Here is a 19,259-nt window from a genome sequence, read left to right on the forward strand (position 1 = left end):
TGGAATGAACGAGTACTTTGAACTAAACGCGCTCATAGCTGATGATTCACCTGTGATGTTATCTAGTATACGAAGAATTTTGTTCGGTATGGGTTTCAAAGATAGTAATGTAGTACATGTAAAAGACCCAAAAGCCGTCTTGTATCAAGCAAAGAAAGAAGCATTTGACGTGGTCATTTGTGATTTCAATTTCATGAATAGGCTTAATGGCAGACAGATTTTTGAAGAGCTAAATCATTATGGTTTGTTGAAAGATACGTCGGTATTTATGATGGTAACAGGCGAGTCCTCCGCAAAAGTAGTAAGAGCCATTATAGAGCTGATGCCAGATGAATATTTATTGAAACCATTTAACGCTACTTATTTAAACAAAAAACTTTCGAGAGCGATTAATAGAAGAAAAGCTCTTGGGAAGCTCTATGGAGCTCATAATAACAAGGAGTATGAGAAAGGACTGACCTTGTGCGATGAATTAGAGTTTGACCATCATAAGTACTATTCACTTATACAAAAGTTCAGGGGAGAGTTTCTTCGGTATTTGAATCGTTATAGAGAGGCGAAAGAGCTTTACGAAGGACTACTTGAAGATAATGACACAGAATGGGCAAACGTTGGCTTAGTTGATTCCTATATAGAGATGGGAGACGTGGTCAAGGCACAAAGTCTAATCAACGAATATCTAGAGAAAGTACCAAGCTCTGTAAGCATGCTTAATATGTCAGCCAAGAGCGATATATATAGTAGTGATATACCTAGTGCTGTGAAAAAATTTGAATATCTTAGTGAAATTTCGCCTGGAAACCCTGACCGAGAATTAGTGATAGCGAATCTTTGCTTTTCTCAAGGTGATTACAATACCGCTGCCAATAGGTATATGGTATATTTTGATTTGAGCAAAGATACTTACAGAAATACGGTCGAATCTAGATATAACGTAATACGTACACTTCTATGCTATTATAACTCCCTTGGGAATAAAGAACCTACAACACTTGGAAACACTACAAGTCCTGGGCGAAAAGTTAAACCAGAAATTTACTTTGAATATCACCAAATAAGTCAATCTCATCAAGCTGATGTTGAGTATGGTGATGGTGGTGGTACTCATATTAGTAGTTTTATGAGTAAAGAACTTGTTGAAGCTCATATCCACGAAATAGAAGGAAATATCAAGCACTCTATTTTAATGTTAAAGCATGCTTTCAAAGTAACTAAATGGGATAACTTCTATGAATTATTCCATTTTGCATATTTATTGTCATTATTTATGTATGACAAAGAGTTCAATGCTGTAATATCAAAAACAGAATTTTTCATTAATAATAAAGAAATTGATCCTTTGGTTCTTAATTCCATGATAGCGATGATAAGTAAATTGAAAGAAAAGCATGTTAAACAAAAAAATTATATTAAAAAAACTATGGGAAACTACGAAAGTATGATACAGCAAGGAAATGTAAGTTTGGCTATTGATGAATTAATAAAGCTAACAATTAAGGCTCCATATTTCAGAGATGGTAATTTATTGCTGATTAAAAATATGGTTTCTGCCTGGCCTACTAATTATACTCGCGGAAGAACAAAAAAAATTTTAAAAGTTTGTTATGAACGTTGCAAAGGTTTATACACAACCGAGGAAATGCTAGAGCATGGTATAAGCACACAATATGAAAATGCGTTACAAGGCCTTGAAAGATGAAAGTAAACAAAAGTAAATTACCGTTTCTGCTTTCGATGTTTACAGTGGTTTTGATTATCGCTGTGCAAATTAATGTTCTCAAACGTGTAAGACAGATTGATGACTATTACAATGAAGTTTTAGTGCTAAACAAAGTCAATAGATTGCTGGATGAATCTAAGAAACAAAAAAAGATCTATATTGCCTCCCAAACTATACAGAGTCATATTAATTTAACCGAGACACTTGAGTCGTTAAAAAACACACTAGATCTAGATAAGAGTCGCTTCGCTGAACTGCGAATTTTGCTAGATGATTATGTAATGAACTTTGAAGCTTTTGGTATTCTTTTTGAGCGTAAACAAAAACTTAGTAGTGAACTAAAACAGTTTCAAATAGAAAGCGCAAACGCATTTGATGAAATAAGAGGTGGAAATAACAAATTAATCGAGGAATTTGATGAGGCAGTAAAAACCTCGAATAAAAATGAACTGAAAGTTTGGTTTGCCACAACGACTAAAATATATAAAGCCACCTATTATTTGGATAAGATCAGTTTGATATTGAACTCGTCTGTAAATGATTTAGAGGTTGATAGTAAGCAAGCTTTAGAGTTAAAGAATGCTGTAGGTCATGCATTGTTGAAAATCGATAGTCTAATAGATTTTTTACCATTTAAAGTAAAGCAGCGTTTGGAGTTTGTAAAAGAAGAAAATCTTATGGCTAGTATTGATGAATTCATAAGGTTAAATTCAGAAATTAACTCCAAATTAATAAATCAGGAAGCAAATTTTAGGACGATTAGTGATACATTGTCAGCTAAAGAAGACATCCTACTTTCAGGCTTCAAGAAAACCCAAGAGTCTAAAGATACGCTTAGATACTCAACTATAATTTTGGAGCTTAGTTTACTGATTCTGCTATTTTTCCAATTTCGCAGTTTTGTGAACTATAGCAATCTTGTGAAAATTGAGGCGGAGCAAAGAAGGAAAGCTCAATATAAAAATAAAATGAAGAGCATTTTTCTGGCTAACATTAGTCATGAAATAAGGACTCCAATTTCGGGTGTTGTAGGTATCACAGACAAAATGTTAGAAGGTAAGTTAAGCACTTCAAACAAACATGATATTACATTAATTAATAATACAGCCAAAACTCTTGTTCAAATAGTTAATGATATTCTTGACGTTTCAAAAATCGAGTCCGGTAATGAAATTGTTTTTGAAAAGAACTTGTTTAATGTAAGAGAGTTTGTTGAGGAATTAGCCAAAGAACTAACTACATTGTATCAAAAAGATAATGTAAATTTTGAAGTTATAAACAACGTACCACTTTGCAGTTATCTTCAACTAGATAGAAGGCGATTAAAGCAGGTTATAAATAACCTAGTTTCAAATGCGCATAAATTTACAAGTAAAGGCGATATTATATTAACAGTGAATAGAAGCGATGATTTAATTGTTTTCGAAGTTAAGGACACTGGTATTGGGATCGCTGATGATAAAATCAATGAACTGACGAAACCTTTTTTTCAAGATATTAACATTCTAAATAAACACCAAACAGGTACCGGGTTAGGACTATTCATAGTTAACAATTTTGTTAAGACGATGAAAGGGAACCTGACGATTGAAAGTAAAGAAAATACTGGCTCCACTTTTAGAGTGAGCTTTGATTCACTTTGTGCTGAAGGTGAATATGGGAATGGTAACGAAAAACAAAACACTAACGAAATCAACTACCAGTTGAAAATATTAGTCGCAGAGGATAATGATGTTAATCGATATATACTCGAAGGACTCTTGTCTGAGTTTCAAAATGTCACATTTGTTACTAACGGAAAAGAGGCGGTTGAAGCTTGTGATAGCTTTACCTTTGACTGTGTCTTAATGGACATACAAATGCCGGTAATGAATGGTGTTGATGCTGCCAAAATCATTAAATCTAAATCTAATATGCCTATAATAGCCTTAACAGCTAACGTATTTAGTTTTCAAATGGTTGAAGATTACAGTGAGTACTTTGATGATACTATATATAAACCGGTAAAAAAGGGTGAACTGATTGAGAAAATCCGAGAATATGCAACAGATGCAAGCTTAGATATTCCTAACGATAGAATTATAGGAAAGTTGGCATTTGTACTCGATGATGACGAGGTGTTGACCAAACTAAGTCGTTTTTGCGAACCTCAGCTCATTGATTACGACGTTTATAACTTGGAACTATGGGACTTAAAAGACATCAAGTCCAAGAACGCCTATGATTTGATCTTGTTTGATTACAGTGAAATAAACTCAATAAAAACAGGCTCGATGCTGAATGTTCCAAGTTTATATGTCCATATGAACGATTCCGTCATCGATGGCGGAAATGTCGTGAATGTCAAAAATCCGAACGAGCTTTACTCATATTTGACTAAATTCCTTATCGTTCATGAGTTTGAAGCTTTCGAAGAAGAGGAGCAGGATAATGTAGCTGAGATTAGCTATTTGGATGACGAGTTTAAAAATATCATTATCAAGTCTTTCGAAGATGATAAATGTCGAATAGAGAGCTTCTCGACGGTAGATGAGTTTGATCAATTAATGCATATGTATAAAGGGCAGTCGGAATACATAAAAAATCTAAGCATTGAATCACTACTAGAACGTTATAGCACTTTAAGAGTATCACAAGGCATCGAGGAGTTAAAAATAATATTTATTTCGAACTTAGATAAAGCACTAGAAGATCTTAATAATGAAAAAAAATCTTAAGATGTACCATAAATCTAACTTCAAAATTCTAGTCGTAGAGGATGATGTTGTACAACGTAATTATATGCGTAGTTTTCTATGCACTAATGGCTTTACCAGCGTGACAGCGGTTGAAAGAGCAGAAGAGTGCCTTGTACTGCTAAGAGACGGTGTTAAGTTTGATATGGTTATCTGTGATATAAAACTTCCAGATATGGATGGTGTCGAACTGCTGACTTATTTAGATGAGTTCGATCTTGAACATGTTATCATTGTAAGCTCTATCGATGAAGATGTGTTGAAAGTGGTTGAAAAAATATGTCGGAAACTTGAGTTTGGTTCGCACGCTGTTTTTAGGAAAGTAGACGTTAATTCAAAATTAATTGAGTATATAAATTCCAAACTAGAATTTTCTACCAACGAAAATGTGATCATCGAAACAAAAAGTAGCTATAGCCACGAAGAAATCATAAGCCTATATTACGATTGTAGTATTGTTAACTTCTATCAACCACAATTTGATGTTGAAAAAAACCAAGTTGTTTCATTTGAAATTTTAACCAGATTAGTCGATAAAAAAGGAGATTATATACTACCAGGAGATTTTATCCCGATAGTTAAACTGAACGGTTATATTTTTAGTCTAATGTTAACTAGTTTAGAACAAGCGTTCATCGATTTTCGGGAATTCAATATTCAAAAATCACTATCTTTAAATGTAACACAGGAAATACTCAGAAATAAAACGTTGTATTCACATCTTGTACAATTGTGTGATAAATATAACTTTAAGTATCAGGATTTGACTTTGGAGATAACCGAAGAGGAAATGTATGAGGATAGTGTTTCCATGCTGTCTAATCTCTCTCGCCTTGCAATTAAAGGGTTTAGATTATCAATTGATGACTTTGGTACTGGTTTTGCGTCATTGGACAAAGTTCTAGATCTACCTATATCCGAACTAAAAGTGGACAAAAGTATAGTAAGGGATATTACATATTCTCAAAAAAAGACTGAAGTCGTCTCTCTATTAGTTGCATTAGCCACAGCACTCAACATAAAACTGATTACAGAGGGAGTAGAAGATTATCAGACTTTGGATATTTTGAAAGAACTAGGAGTTCGACATTTTCAAGGTTTTTACTTCGGTAGACCAATGCCGATCACATTTATCAATGGTCAACTATCAGAATCAGAGTAATGTTAATCATAGTATTATTACTAATATTGGTATTTTCTTCAATTTTTCTCTTGGTTTCAAAGCCCAAGAAGAAGGCTATTGTCACAAGAACAAACAATAATGACTATATACAGATATTAAATCAAGAAAGAAAAAAACAAATTCAGATATTAGAGCAACAAGCGTATGATGGAGATGAATCGTCTGCCGTTGTTTTAGCAAAACGTTATGAAAAAACCAATATACAATTAGCCCTAAAGTGGTATCTAGTCGCCGCAAAACTAAATAATACTTATTCACAGAAACGTTTAGTAGAGATCATTAGTAACAGTGTGATTTCTACTAGTACAGATGAACAAAAAGCTTACTACTTATTGTATTTATTTAGATATTCCGAAGAGAAAACTACAAAGTTCAAATGTTGTGCATCTATTTTGGAAAGCCACTATAAAAGAAAAAATATAGTTATTGAAGTAACAACATACTTAACGGAGCTATGCAATGAGGATGATATAGACGCAATTACACTTTTGTCTGAATGGTTAGTATCGAAAAACAATGAAAAGCCAGACCCGAGGTTTTCTACGAATCTATTATTCTCTTCAGCAAAAAAACACGATACTTTGAGTATGAAAAAGCTTGGTGTCCATTATTTAGAAGGGGTAGGTACAAAGGTAGATTCACTCAAAGGTTTGTATTGGCTTGAAAGAGCTGCTGAAACAGGTGATGTCGACGCAATGACTTTTCTTGCAAAAACTTGGTCAAATGAATATCACAAGAATTACCCGGTCGCTTTATTCTGGTCGTCCTTGGGAGGCTACTTGAGTGATGAGAAAGTAGTCATCAAAAATCAACATTTGATGAAGGAAGTTGACGTAAAATCTGTTATAGAAATTCAAAAGCTCTGTAAACAATTATCGTTGTTTATGAAAAAGAACCCATTGAAGGCTGACTCATTGATATACATATTAAATCAATTTTTAAGAAGAAAAGACTTTGATCCTAAACTGCTTTCTATTTTTGAAAACTCTAGAGAGGAAAACAGTGATAGCCATGAAACGAATTTCCTGTCTAGTTAGTCTATAGCCACTTTTTAGAGAATTTCGTTTAATTCCCTTCTTAAATGTTACTTTTTATTCCAAATAGGCCTTCATGCATATTGTTGATTATAGTATAATCGATTAAATAATACTAAATTAATAGATAGCTGGTCTGATGAGTATATATAAAGACAAAACGGTTTTGATCGCGGATGATTCGCCGGTTATTATTTCTAGTGTGCGAAGAATCATTTTGGGCATGGGCTTTAATGACGATAATATACAAATAGCAAAGGATCCAAAGTCAATACTTTCCCTATCTTCAGAGCAGTTTTTTGACCTGATAATTTGTGACTTTGAATTTCATGATAAATTGAATGGTCGGCAGGTTTTCGAAGAGCTTACATACCTGCAGCGCCTTAAGCCAGAAGGTGTTTTCATAATGGTAACGGGCGAATCTTCGGCTAAGTTAGTTCGTTCTATTATAGAAGTTAGTCCTGATGAGTATATACTTAAGCCATTTAGTGCGACTCAACTTTCAAATCGAATTATGAAGTCCGTTTTACGTAAAATGACTCTAGCTTCTCTTTACAGGGTTTATCAAGAAAAAAAATACGTTGAAGCTATCGATTTGTGTGGCGAGCTCCTATTCAAATATCCCAAATATCAACTTCCAATCCAAAAGATAAAAGCGAAATGCTTGATGTTGACTAGTAATTTTGGGGAGTTAGAGCTGTTATTGAAGGAAATTATAGCAAGAGATGGTGTTGAATGGGCAAGCTGCGAGTTAGTAGAGCTATACATAACAAAGAAAAAATTCGATTTGGCTAGCGATTTGATAACGAGTTATCTAGACGAACATCCAAATTCATTACGTATGCACGTGTTATCATCTAGGATTGATATTCATGATAAGAATGTTAAGCAGGCAATACATAAGTTGACTTATATATCTAACTTAGCTCTTAATAATCCTGAAAGACAATTGGCTCTAGCTATGCTAAATGTCGCTAATAATAACCCAAAAGCAGCAAGTTCATGTTTTATATCTTATCAAAAGCTCGTCGAAGGTACTTTTCTGGATAATGATGCTTGTACATACAATATATTAAGGTCGACACTTCTCGATATAGACAGTAACTACAGACTATCTCATGAATACCTAAAAGGTTCTATTAACCGAGTCAAAGCAGATTTTGACAGTTTCGTTATGAGTCAACAACATAATTTAGCTTATGCTGATACAACAATTGTTGACAAGAATGCCCTTTCAAATACGCTTATCAATGCACATATATTTATTTTGGAAGGAAAAATAAACGAGGGAAAAAATCTCATTTTCGAAGCCTTAAAAGATAACAAGTTAGGCAATCTTTCGGAGTTATATCATTTATCATACATACTCTCTCTTTTTTATTATAGAAAGGAATTTAACGACAATTCACTGCGCTTCAAAAAGAAGGTAATGGAACTTGGTGATATCGGTTTGGTATCAGAGTCGGTCATTTTGATGTATACAGAGCTGGCTATAAAGTACAATACCGTAACAAAAGATTTCGCAAATAACCTGTCGTCGTTCAAGGATAATATGGAGAGACGTGATTTTCAGTCTGCTCTGCGAATGGCTATAAAACTCTATGAGTCAAATATTTACGATGCAGAGGCGTATAAATCAGTTATCAATGTCTCCCAGCACTTAGTACCTGATGAAAAGCTTAAAGAGAAGTTGAAGCCAATACTTAGACGCTCCTATCGATATTGTAAGTTACTTTATACTTATACCGAATTTGAAGAAAATAAATTGGCCAAGATGTATAGTAACGCAATATCAATATTCGATTGAGGCTTTATACATTATTGTGAGATTAAATATAGATTTTATTGAGTGAATATATTATAATCACTCATATTGACTAGGGTTATTTCCGAAGACTACTTCCTCTGATCAATAGGGACATGGAAGTCCCGCCCTCTACAAATTACTAAGCCGCTACTGTTCTTCCCCTTTTGAGTAGTGGATTTTTTACGTACTGTATATTGGTAATAATGATACACTAAAGGTAACGATTGCAAGTTAGCTATTGGTTGATATGTATCTGAGATTGTAAAAGACAGAATTTTTATATAATAGTTCGAGCAAGTTAATAAGCGTAATATGATAAGGAATTTTGTTGTTAGAGCCTTACGCATGACTATTGGTGTCTTATATTTTACTCTGAATCAAACTACCTTTGATTTTCAAACCTGGATGTCTCTCTTACTTTCGTTTAAATAGTTTTTTAAATAGTTGTCGAGGCTTTGTTGCCGAAATCGAATGAACTAAATCAGAATTTTGCGATCAGATCAGGGACATTCATTCACTGACTTTGATTTCATGCCGAAGCCTCGCTATAAAACCACCAACTGGTGCAAGTACAACAACTCCCTAGTCAATAGAGGTTCACTCACGTTCTGGATTGACGAAGAAGCTATATCGGGGTGGAAACAATCTAAACAGCACAAACGTGGTAGACCGTGATTGTTTAGTGACTTAGCTATCACGACCGCTCTCATGGTGAAGCGCATCTTTTCCTTACCCTTAAGGGCGCTACAAGGCTTCATAAACTCAGTATTCAAATTAGCGGATGTCCCATTGGTTTGTCCTCACTATACCTGTATAAGCCGCCGAGCCAAGGATGTAGAATTTATTTCAAAGCCTCAACACGAGGCGCCATCCAACACCTAGCCATTGATGCAACGGGGCTCAAGGTTTACGGTGAGGGAGAATGGAAAGTGAAAAAGCATGGAACTGATGGCAAGCGTCGAGTTTGGCGTAAACTTCATCTTGCGGTTGATACAGATACACATGAAATTATCGCCGCAGAGCTAACACTATCAGGTGTGACTGATGCGGAAGTACTCCCGAATCTACTCAAGCAAACACGCCGAACCATTAAGGAAATCTCGGTAGATGGAGCATACGATACAAGAGAGTGTCACAGAGCGATTAGAGTTAAGAAAGCGACACCTTTAATTCCCCCGCGTGAGGGTGCAGCTTTCTGGGAAAAAGGGCATCTACGCAATCTGGCAGTTGGCTGCCAAAAGCTCTATGGCTCGAACAAAAAGTGGAAACAGAAGTATGGTTACCATAAGCGGTCATTGTCGGAGACCGCTATGTATCGCGTAAAACAACTACTAGGGGCTTCACTCACGCTTCGAAATTACAATGCACAAGTTGGTGAGACTTACGCCATGCTCAAAGCACTCAACAAGCTAACTGGGATAGGTATGCCCGAAACTCAGTATGTTGTTTAAAATGCGAACTATTTAGCTTGCGTTCGCTCTTTCGTTGAGTTCGGTAACAAAGCCGCAGATATGTTGAGGCGAAACGGTCGTGTTGCAAGAAAAAAATTATTTTTGCTGGCTAAAAAGTTAAACCAAGATGAGTTGATTAACTACTTCAAAATCGTGGACAAAGACCTAGATGATATTCTGGATATATTTGTGCGTGTAAACAGTGGCGGTACTATCCTATCAAAATCTGATTTGTTATTTTCTACGTTGGTCGCTCATTGGGAGGATGGGAGAGAGCATATCGAACAGCTTATTGAGACCATGAATGGTGAGGATAGTCTCTTCAATTTTAACACTGATTTTTTAATGAGAACGTGCTTGTTTTTGATTGATGCACCGATGAGCTTCAAGGTACAAACGTTTGATCGAAGTAACATAGCTAAGATTCGTGATAACTGGGGGGCAATCTTTACGGCGCTAACAAAAACTTCATCAATATTACGTGAGTTTGGTTTCAATAAGACCAGGTTGTCATCTAACTATGCTGCTACACCAATAGCATATTACGTGTTCAAAGGCGGAAGGGTAGATAAAGAATCAAAAGCCGAGTTGCGAAAGCTAGTTATTCATGGTCTGCTCAAGCAAATCTATAGCGGGCAAGCTGATTCAGCTTTAAGTGGATTACGTGATGGATTGAGAGATAAGCGTGAAGGTAGTTATCCTCTAAAACAGACTAGCTTTTCATTTTCTAGTTTCCAACATACGAAACTTGCTGGTGGTAAGAGGCTTACAGTTGACGGTGATGATATAGAGGATTTCCTAGAGTATAAGAAAGGTAGCTTCAGTTTCTTGCTGTTATCTGTCCTTTATCCAGATCTTCAAATAGACCAAATCAGCTTCCATCAAGATCATATGCATCCCCACAGTGGCTTTAAAACATCAGCATTAGTCGACATGGCATTACAACAGGAAGATATTACTCATTGGCAGAACCTCCGTGACCAGTTACCTAATCTCCAATTACTTGAAGGACAAGAAAACGCGGAGAAACAGGCCACACCTCTGGACATTTGGGTATCCAAGAATGGGATTGACGAACAGTATTATCGTCAACGTAATTATGTGCCCGCTACACAATCGCTCAAGTTAGTAGACTTTGCTTTGTTTTTCGAAGCTAGGAAAAGATTGATGCGAGAGCAGTTACATCTAATTTTTGATGTTGATACAGAAGAAAAAGTAGTCGAGTTAACTGAATAGCCAAGGAAATTTGGTAATCCAGTGTTGATTCAATTTAGTTAAAATGTAGATCAGCGGTATTTGCCATAGTTTAATTGAATCTCATTTAATGGAAATCTCAGTCACATGTTCCTAAGTGCTTACCCCAGTAGTAATAGAGACTGAGAGTGGAGTTTTTAGTTTGATGTTTGTCACAAAAATGAAATGTATGACAAGGTGTATATTCCTGAAAGTCGACTTGTCATAAGTTGTTAAATTTCAGATAGATAGGCTTAGAGTCCGACTTCCTCACTCGCCAAGTTCTGTGAGCCCTTGTAGTGTAAGAATTCCTTATGTTACGAGGGCTTAGTTGTATCTGGCGTAGCTACCTTGTGGTACAAAAGGTAGGTACAAATGGGCATTATGGCAACACCACATAAGCATCCTAGAACTGGAGTCTATTACTTCAGAATGGCTGTCCCAAAACAATTAGTCCCTCTAATTGGCAAGACCGAATTCAAAACTTCTCTCAAGACGAAAGACTTCAAAGAAGCCAAACGAGTATTTGGTTCACACCTAGAACAAGCACACAAACAGATTGATCTAGCTAAGCTCAAGCTTTCTAACAGTCCTAGCGTTGAGCTGACTGATTATGACTGTGCAATTATTGCAGAGCGCTGGTACGAACGAACTAGAGAAGAAATTGATTCTACGGGGGACTATGATAGTTTTCTAACTTACGAACGATACTTCACCGATGATGGACAAGAGCGTGTTCACCAGTTTGGTTTATCTGACAGTCTAGAGTTTCGAGGGATGGACGCAGAAGCAGCCACAGGTGAAGAGTATCAGGAGCTCGTTCAGGCTCTAGAGGGCTATATACAGGCTCAACTCGACTTAGAAGGCTTAGTCATACCAAAGGATAGTTCAGCCTTTAGAAAGCTAATTGGTGCTTTTTATACCTATGTCAGGCATATAGAAAGTGTTTGTGAAGCAAGGCACAGACGTGACTTTGGTTATACAGCGATTAAAAGCCCTATAGTGGGTCAACAGCTTACAATACCTAAGAATCTCAAAGTAACAACTAGGCGAGTTCAGAAATCTGAGCGCTCAATATCATCTTTATTCAACCTATACTTTGACTCGGAAACACTCAAAGGAAAAGACACCAAATCCCTTGATGAAGTTAAACAATTGATTAGACGTTTCATTGAAATAGTTGGTGATATTGATGTCGGTGAGGTCAAACGTAATCATGTTGTTCACTTCAGAGATACTTCGTTGCAATTGCCCAAATCTAAGGCTAAAACGGTAAGGAGTTTACCTCTTGAAGCTCAGGTTCAGATGGCTAAAGAAGAAGGTCTTACGACTATCAGTAGCACTACGGTCAACGGTACAATAGGAAAGATCTCTGCAGTATTTGGTCATGCCATTGAACTCGGGTGGATTGATGTAAACCCTCTTCATGGGATGAAAGTTGTCAATCGTAAACAAAAAATAGAAGCAGATGAAGGTAAGGGCTACACCGCTGAACAAATAAGCCTATTGTTTAAGGCTGATACCTTTAACTACTCAGAAACACCTAAGCCTTGTGGTATGGCTTGTTATTGGGTTCCAATTCTGTGTAGGTACACTGGAGCAAGAGTTGGTGAGATAGTGCAGCTGCGTAAGCCAGATATTGGGGTTTCTGTTGATGGGATCCACTTTATGAACATACGCAGGGGTAATGGGCAGAGTGTTAAAAACGATAGTTCACTTAGGCGTGTGCCAATACATGACCATTTAATAGAGCTGGGCTTTCTGGATTATGTCGAGGATTCGTCGGAGTTTCTATTCCCTGAGCTAAAACCTAACAAGTACGGTAAGTGCTATTCAGCGTTAGGTAAGTGGTGGAGAAAGCAATTGAGGGCTTTGGAAGTGGAAACAACTCAACCTTTTCATTCGTTTAGGCACAGTTTTAGAACTCAACTAAGAGCACAAAGTGTGCTTGATACAGTTAGTGATTCAATTACTGGTCACTCCCCATCGAACATAGGAGCTTCGTACGGAACGGTGGAGTTGAAAACAAAGAAAGTTGCGTAGATAAACTTCCTCGTCTCGCATTAGAACCATTGCAGTTTTAGGAGGTTTCCCTCTAGTTGGATTGCTTTACTTATACTAGAGGGATTTGTTAAAGCTAATGGCGGTGTTTATATACGCTAGAAGTCCGTCTCCAACTCTTCAAGGCTAATATCAAGGTCAATATGCTCTATGGAGTTGCCCCAGTAGTGTTGGATGAACGTGTACAATTTGTCTGGTTCTTTGCTTGCTCTTGCCTTTTTAAGTATCTCCAATGCTAGCTCTTTGTCTGCATCAAGCAAGCCTCCGTCTGTTTCATCGACCGTTGTGAAGTCACTGCATCTTTTTAACTCGTCACGGCTTGGTTTTAGCATTGGATAGCCTGTAAGAGAGCTCTTTGCTACGTTGTGACCCTTTTCAAAGAAACCTTCACTCTCAAACTCTTTGTGCAGCTTGCGCCAGTTACTTACAGTTGAGGTTTGAACACCAAGTAGTTCGGCCGTTTGTTTTATGCTTGGTTTATCCTCTTGTAGGTTGTAAACCAGAAACTGTTGCCATTGTAACTCCACTCGTTGGGAGCTAGTTAGAGGTAGTGCGTTGTGTTCAGTGTTGATAGAGAGGGCTCTTTCTATTGGCACACCTTCAGTATGGACTTTGACTCTAATCTGCTTGCGAAGTTTGCCTTTAGATTTAGTGTTGATTTGGCTAAATGCTGCGTATCGATGGAAACCATCAACAATGATGTACTGTCCCGTTTTATTTGGGTCTTCTACGACTTCAATTAGCTCAATACGGAGATTAGGGTCATCGGTTAGTGCTTTGACTATTGCTTTGATGTGGCGTCTAGAGGTCTTTTCTTGGTCAACTTTCTCACCGAAGGTTGACGCTCTAGGGTCTCTAACTTGATAGCGTTTATCTTCTGGGTTGATAGCTGATAGAGATATTCTTATTGTTTTCATTTATGTATCTAGATGATTTTGGGGTTCTGAATCTACATTCATGTATAGGTAAATACAAGGTGTATACCCATAATGTTTTTGATTGTTACGCCAAAAATCCTTTATATACAAGGCTTTGATATTGTCTTTGGTGTGAGTTTGTCTGTAGTCATATCGGCTCTTTTGACTACGCATTGGCTGCCGCTGAAGTTTTATCGAAGGTAGGGGGGGAGGTCTGAGGGTTAGTACCGACTACTACGATTGCATCGACTAGTTACGTTTACAGAATATGGTCGATTCAAAACTTCATTTTTTCTGACTAGCTGCTAAAGCTCTTTGAACAGTAGATAGAGACACACCAACCTCTGAAGCAATCTTACGCAGTGAAATCCCTTCGGAGCGTAGCTGTGTTATGCGCTGGTGGTTCTTATCATTGCTAGGTCTGCCTTTGTATTTCCCTGCTACTTTAGCCTTTTCAATGCCTTCCTGACGTCTCTCTTGAATCATTGCTAACTCAAATTGAGCAACAGCCCCTAACATATTCAGCATCAGTTCAGACATATGAACACTTCCACCAGCTTTGAAGCTAAGACTTTCTTTATGGAACTTAACGCTCACACCCTGTTCATTCCAACCATTTACTAGCTGTTTTAAATCAACCAAGTTACGAGCTAGGCGGTCAATACTGTGTACGTGGATGGTATCCCCTTCACGGGCGTATTCTTTTAGTTCCGTCAAGGCTGGTCGACTAGTTGAGCCACCACTGCATTTATCAGTAAAAGACTTATCAAATGAGATACCAATATCAGCAAGTTGACGGTCTGTGTTTTGGTCTACAGTAGAGACCCTCAAATAAGCTATGTGTGCCACTTAGTGTACCCGTTTGGTTCTTAGAAGTGCTTTAAGATATTGTACCTATAATTAAATGGCAACTCTAACGGGTACGTCTGATTCAGACTTTGACTATAGTCATATGGGTATACCTAACAGGTACAGTGTGTCTAGCTCTTCTAAAAAATATCTCTATCCTTTTTGAGACATGTCATCCACCATAGCTATGATTTCTTGAGTTTTTATGTCTCCTTTTTTTCTTTCTGTGTCTATAAGTTCCCAGTCTGGCTCGTTCCAGTAACTAGGAGCTAACTTAATGTTATATTTCAAAATCCTTTCTAAAACTTGTCTTTGCTCTTCCTTACTCTTGTTGCGTAAGGATTTTTCATTAGTGTATCCATGCAGAAATAGATAAAGGCTTTCAGGATCGTTCAGAATGTCTTCTAGTAGCTTAGCTAAATGGTTGGTTGTGTGAACCATTAGATGCTTCATTTCTTCGTCAGTTATCTTGGAAATATCCTGTTCTGTTTCTGTCTCATCAATTGAAAATCCTGCGTGCAAGTCTTCTAATGGGCTATCCCTGAACACTGATTTAACTATGCATTTTGAGAGTTCTGAAATGAAACCTCTTCCAGCTTCACCATCTATGGACTGGAAGTTCTTAAGAGGGGTAATAAGGCACTCGTTAAGTTGCTCTTCTGTTGGTTCAATTCTTGGCATTAGTTGTTGCTCCAGTAGGCGTTCACTATTTATCAATAAGTAATTGATACCTTGTTGGAAACCTACTTGATGTTGTTTGTTGACATAAAGTTAGCAGTGCACGTAACTAGTAGTTTGTGGGCTGCTAGCCATATAACTCAGCCCATCGTTCAAATTGTTCACGAGAGACTGAGGGGACATTAAGGTCTATTTCTACTTTTTTTGTTGATGGAGTATTTCGATATTCTTGTGGAAAGTGCCAAATGTAAAACTCGTCGTTCGGCATTGTGTCGTGGACAAGCTTTTCCCACCCTAAGGTCATAGCTATTCTTTTGCAGGCTACTTTTTTTGCGAGGTCTATTTGCGCATTGCTGTCTATGTAAAGCCAATGTCCAGTATTTACAGCTCCAGTAAGTATATCAACAGCTTGAAGTGCTAAGTGTTGCTTGGAGTCTTCCATACTGAGTTCTTCTATTACAGCTTCACCTGCTTGTTTTTTGATTAGGTGGTTACTAATGATTTTAACGACCTCGTCCTGCTTAGCGTAAGAGGTAGTCTTTTGATCCATTCTTACAGTAGCTGAACTTTTCTTATTTTTTAGGGTGTTGGCTAATAGAAAGTCATAAGTAGTGAAGAATGCTTCTTCTTCATTTTGGTGCCATTTTCTATAAAGGTCTTTTCTAACGACAATACAATGAAATGAGCAGGGTGATGATAGGATTAACTTGGCAATATCTATGCACAGGTTCAGTTTTCCGGCACTCTTTCGGATCTTTTGCCACTTCAGCTCACCTCTGATTCCACTGCCTGCTATTAGCGTGTCCATTCGACTGTTGAAATCGTCCGAAAAGTCTTCTGGGATAGTAAGTATGCCAATAGTATAACAAGGGCAACCTTTGGTTATACCGCTTTCATCGGCGTAGGCAATAATCTTATTCATTTAAGATGGCACCTCGTGATCAGAGAACCTGACTATATTGCCACTTTAGGATTTTACGTTCAATATGTTGCATAGGGTTTTTGAAGTTGCTTAAAGGTACAAAAAAGTGGTACAAACTACATAAATCCACTATGTTTAACTTATTGTTTTTAATAGATTTATACTTGGTAGCTCACAATCGAGAGTTCGAATCTCTCCCTCCCGCCACATTCGAAGCCCCAGCAGAAATGCTGGGGCTTTTTCGTTTCCATACTTCCCCCCCTTTCTATGACCGACAGCGTTTTCACTAAATAGTGACTTAGCTCAAAACATCTCGTACTAACCTAGCGCCCTCTAGCTTTATGCAACTTGGACCTATAAGATGGTTTCAGTTCAAAACGGGGTATCATAATGTCCATAACCTCCTCTTTTTACGCGGAAAATGCAGATGAACTTGCCAAACAATATAATTCTCTAGCGGCTACGAAAGTCCATAACGTTTGGCGAAAGTACTGGCCCAGTGTAGGAGACAATGTATTAGATATTGGTGCGGGCTCGGGAAGAGATTCACTTTGGTTTACTCGTCTGGGCTGTCATGTGGTTGCATGTGAACCTTGCAAAGAGCTGCTCGTTTTAGGTAGTGCTCACACTGGGAAAGAGGTTGTATGGCTTGATGATAGGCTTCCTGACCTTAAACAACTATCAGAGCTTAATACTAAATTTGACGTCATTTTGGTCTCTGCGGTTTGGATGCATATTCCTAGTAACTTGCGTAAAAAGGCGTTGAATGCCCTAGTTAAACATTTGAAAAATAGTGGTGTTATTGTGATTTCATTGCGTCATGGTTTATTCAATGATGGCCGCGAGTCTTACTCTGTTTCGGTTGAAGAGTTAACGGAACTGGCGAGTGACTTCAACTTAGCTTTAGTTGATGTATTCAATGGCGAAGACATACAACATAGGCAAGGAGTTAGATGGCAAACCGCTGTGCTAAGAAACAATCCAAGTGTTGATAGGGAGGGACGACATGGCTCTTGAGTTGTATCTGGATAAGTTCAGAAACCTCAATATGAATAGTGCAGGTGGTAAGAAAAGTCCTCACAAGGTTTGTATGCTACTGGCCGTTATGGATCTTATTCATGTGGGGGGCATTGCGTCGAATAAGATATTTTTTAATCAGGCTCTCAAAGATCAATTTACCCATTACTTTGATAACTTTGCTCAAGGAAGAGATAAAAATACGCCTGAGAATCCATATTTTCATCTAAAGAGCGAAGGCTTTTGGCATCTCAAACTTGAGGAGGGGTATAAAGAACAAGCTGTCAAACGTTACTCATCAAAAGCTATCTCATATGCTTATCTAGATGAGGAGCTTTTTGACTTTATGAAAAGTCATATCGTGTCAAACGAGTTGAAAGATGCCTTAGTAACCAATTTGTCCGACATAGCATCACTTTACTATCAATGGTTATTGGATTTAGGTAAGTCTGAGAAGACGGCAACCAATTACCTTGGAGCTATTCGTGGCTCAATTTCAAATTGGCTGATGGATGCAAACGAGATTCGCGAACCATTAACAGAGGTGAAATCATATAGCCGATTTGTTTCGTTGGAAGCGAAGGCCAAAACGATGGAGATCTTTAAACAGCGCGATAGCAAAGGTAAAGGCATGTATAGTGCGGCGCTGGTTCACTACAACAATTTCTTGGCAGATCTGGCTCAGGTAGACGTCAATGCAGATATACGTCAAGTTATGTCTGACCAGAAGCTTACTGAAACGGAAAAGACAATTCTGGTGAATACTAGAATTGGACAGGGCAATTTTAGGGCTCAGCTGGTTGAAATGTGGGGCGGTTGTGCCTTAACCGGATATAAGAACACTCAACTCCTTCTTGCTTCTCATATCAAACCTTGGCGGGATTCGAGTAACGAAGAACGTTTAGATAAATACAACGGGTTGCTCCTGTTGGCAAACTTAGATAAAGCGTTCGACCTCGGATTTATATCGTTCGATAATCAAGGAAAAGTGATGATCTCCAAATACCTCGAAAAGCCTGAGGTAGTTGGTATTCATGAAGCTATGTCATTTCAAATATCAAGTCAGCATAGGCGTTACTTGGAACATCATAGAGGTGTTCTTTTTAAGGGGTTTTGAGCGGTAAATAATAGGCTTTAATTAGAGCCCAAACGAACGATATTGACTCCAATTCCGCCACTATGTCAACTAACGTCATCCAATAAAACTTCTCTTTACAGCACTTGCGCACTTATTCGCATCACTACTTTTATCTTCTCTGTAATTTTCTGACGTTATCAGACTACGATAGGATTATTCCTATTGGCTTCTGCTTTTTCAAACACAATTGGAAGTTATAAACATATTGACATGAAATTCTAGGCTAATGATATTTCTGCCGTTATATCCAATAGGAATCACCAAAATAGTAGTTATATTACCGGATTGTAGATCGCGGTGATTTGACATAATTAACATCATGATAAATATAAATTTAATAACGTCTGCCTATGCAAAAGCAACATTATTCAAATAGGGAGAATATGATCATCTTCAAGATCATGATTTATTACCACGTGTAAAATAAATCCAATGTGACAGAAATCACCACATTTGATTTTTGATGGTTATAGTATGTATACATCATGTATACAACACAAAAACATAGAGGGGC

General features: G+C 37.5%; 13 protein-coding genes and 1 pseudogene. 10 read left to right on the forward strand and 4 right to left on the reverse strand.

Going from position 1 to position 19,259, the window contains the following annotated elements; genetic code table 11:
• The first annotated feature begins 4 nt into the window (after positions 1 to 4).
• From MMA19_RS15450 to MMA19_RS15485, 8 genes and pseudogenes are all read left to right on the forward strand, one after another.
• The gene (locus tag MMA19_RS15450; protein WP_240206597.1) at positions 5 to 1,699 is read left to right on the forward strand and encodes a response regulator; all 1,695 of its coding nucleotides are present in this window, start codon (positions 5 to 7) and stop codon (positions 1,697 to 1,699) included.
• On the forward strand, positions 1,696 to 4,437 hold the full coding sequence (locus MMA19_RS15455; protein WP_240206598.1) for an ATP-binding protein: 2,742 nt from the start codon (positions 1,696 to 1,698) through the stop codon (positions 4,435 to 4,437). The genes MMA19_RS15450 and MMA19_RS15455 overlap by 4 nt, the downstream gene beginning before the upstream one ends.
• Complete coding sequence (locus tag MMA19_RS15460; protein ID WP_240206599.1) at positions 4,421 to 5,617, forward strand: EAL domain-containing response regulator; 1,197 nt, start codon at positions 4,421 to 4,423, stop codon at positions 5,615 to 5,617. The genes MMA19_RS15455 and MMA19_RS15460 overlap by 17 nt, the downstream gene beginning before the upstream one ends.
• Positions 5,617 to 6,675 (forward strand): hypothetical protein, encoded by a 1,059-nt coding sequence (locus MMA19_RS15465; protein WP_240206600.1) that lies wholly within the window; start codon positions 5,617 to 5,619, stop codon positions 6,673 to 6,675. Before MMA19_RS15460 ends, MMA19_RS15465 begins: the two co-directional genes overlap by 1 nt.
• Before the next feature lie 136 nt (positions 6,676 to 6,811).
• Positions 6,812 to 8,479, forward strand: coding sequence for a response regulator (locus MMA19_RS15470; RefSeq protein ID WP_240206601.1), 1,668 nt, complete (start codon positions 6,812 to 6,814; stop codon positions 8,477 to 8,479).
• 531 nt (positions 8,480 to 9,010) lie between these two features.
• Positions 9,011 to 9,930 (forward strand): annotated as a pseudogene (locus tag MMA19_RS15475) (IS5 family transposase).
• Positions 9,931 to 9,993: 63 nt separating this feature from the next.
• Positions 9,994 to 11,166 carry a hypothetical protein gene (locus tag MMA19_RS15480; protein WP_240206602.1) on the forward strand — a complete coding sequence of 391 codons (1,173 nt, stop codon included), beginning with the start codon at positions 9,994 to 9,996 and terminating at the stop codon, positions 11,164 to 11,166.
• Between the two features lie 372 nt (positions 11,167 to 11,538).
• The gene (locus MMA19_RS15485) at positions 11,539 to 13,206 is read left to right on the forward strand and encodes a site-specific integrase (RefSeq protein ID WP_240206603.1); all 1,668 of its coding nucleotides are present in this window, start codon (positions 11,539 to 11,541) and stop codon (positions 13,204 to 13,206) included.
• A gap of 116 nt (positions 13,207 to 13,322) precedes the next feature.
• On the opposite strand, the gene MMA19_RS15490 is transcribed toward MMA19_RS15485, so the two are convergent.
• From MMA19_RS15490 to MMA19_RS15505, 4 genes are all read right to left on the reverse strand, one after another.
• Positions 13,323 to 14,141 carry a hypothetical protein gene (locus MMA19_RS15490; protein WP_240206604.1) on the reverse strand — a complete coding sequence of 273 codons (819 nt, stop codon included), beginning with the start codon at positions 14,139 to 14,141 and terminating at the stop codon, positions 13,323 to 13,325.
• A 285-nt stretch (positions 14,142 to 14,426) separates the two neighbouring features.
• Entirely contained in the window at positions 14,427 to 14,990 is a 564-nt protein-coding gene (locus MMA19_RS15495; RefSeq protein WP_240206605.1) for a recombinase family protein, read from the reverse strand.
• A gap of 153 nt (positions 14,991 to 15,143) precedes the next feature.
• Entirely contained in the window at positions 15,144 to 15,671 is a 528-nt protein-coding gene (locus MMA19_RS15500) for a hypothetical protein (protein ID WP_240206606.1), read from the reverse strand.
• Positions 15,672 to 15,795: 124 nt separating this feature from the next.
• A complete protein-coding gene (locus tag MMA19_RS15505) occupies positions 15,796 to 16,590 on the reverse strand; it encodes a DUF3800 domain-containing protein (RefSeq protein ID WP_240206607.1) in 795 nt (264 codons plus the stop codon).
• 390 nt (positions 16,591 to 16,980) lie between these two features.
• Between MMA19_RS15505 and MMA19_RS15510 the strand changes: the two genes are divergently transcribed.
• Positions 16,981 to 17,607, forward strand: coding sequence for a class I SAM-dependent methyltransferase (locus MMA19_RS15510; protein ID WP_240206608.1), 627 nt, complete (start codon positions 16,981 to 16,983; stop codon positions 17,605 to 17,607).
• Complete coding sequence (locus MMA19_RS15515; protein ID WP_240206609.1) at positions 17,597 to 18,724, forward strand: HNH endonuclease; 1,128 nt, start codon at positions 17,597 to 17,599, stop codon at positions 18,722 to 18,724. Before MMA19_RS15510 ends, MMA19_RS15515 begins: the two co-directional genes overlap by 11 nt.
• Positions 18,725 to 19,259 lie beyond the last annotated feature (535 nt).

Origin of the sequence: Vibrio sp. CyArs1 (assembly GCF_022432925.1) — a bacterium.
Classification (GTDB): Bacteria; Pseudomonadota; Gammaproteobacteria; order Enterobacterales; family Vibrionaceae; genus Vibrio; species Vibrio mediterranei.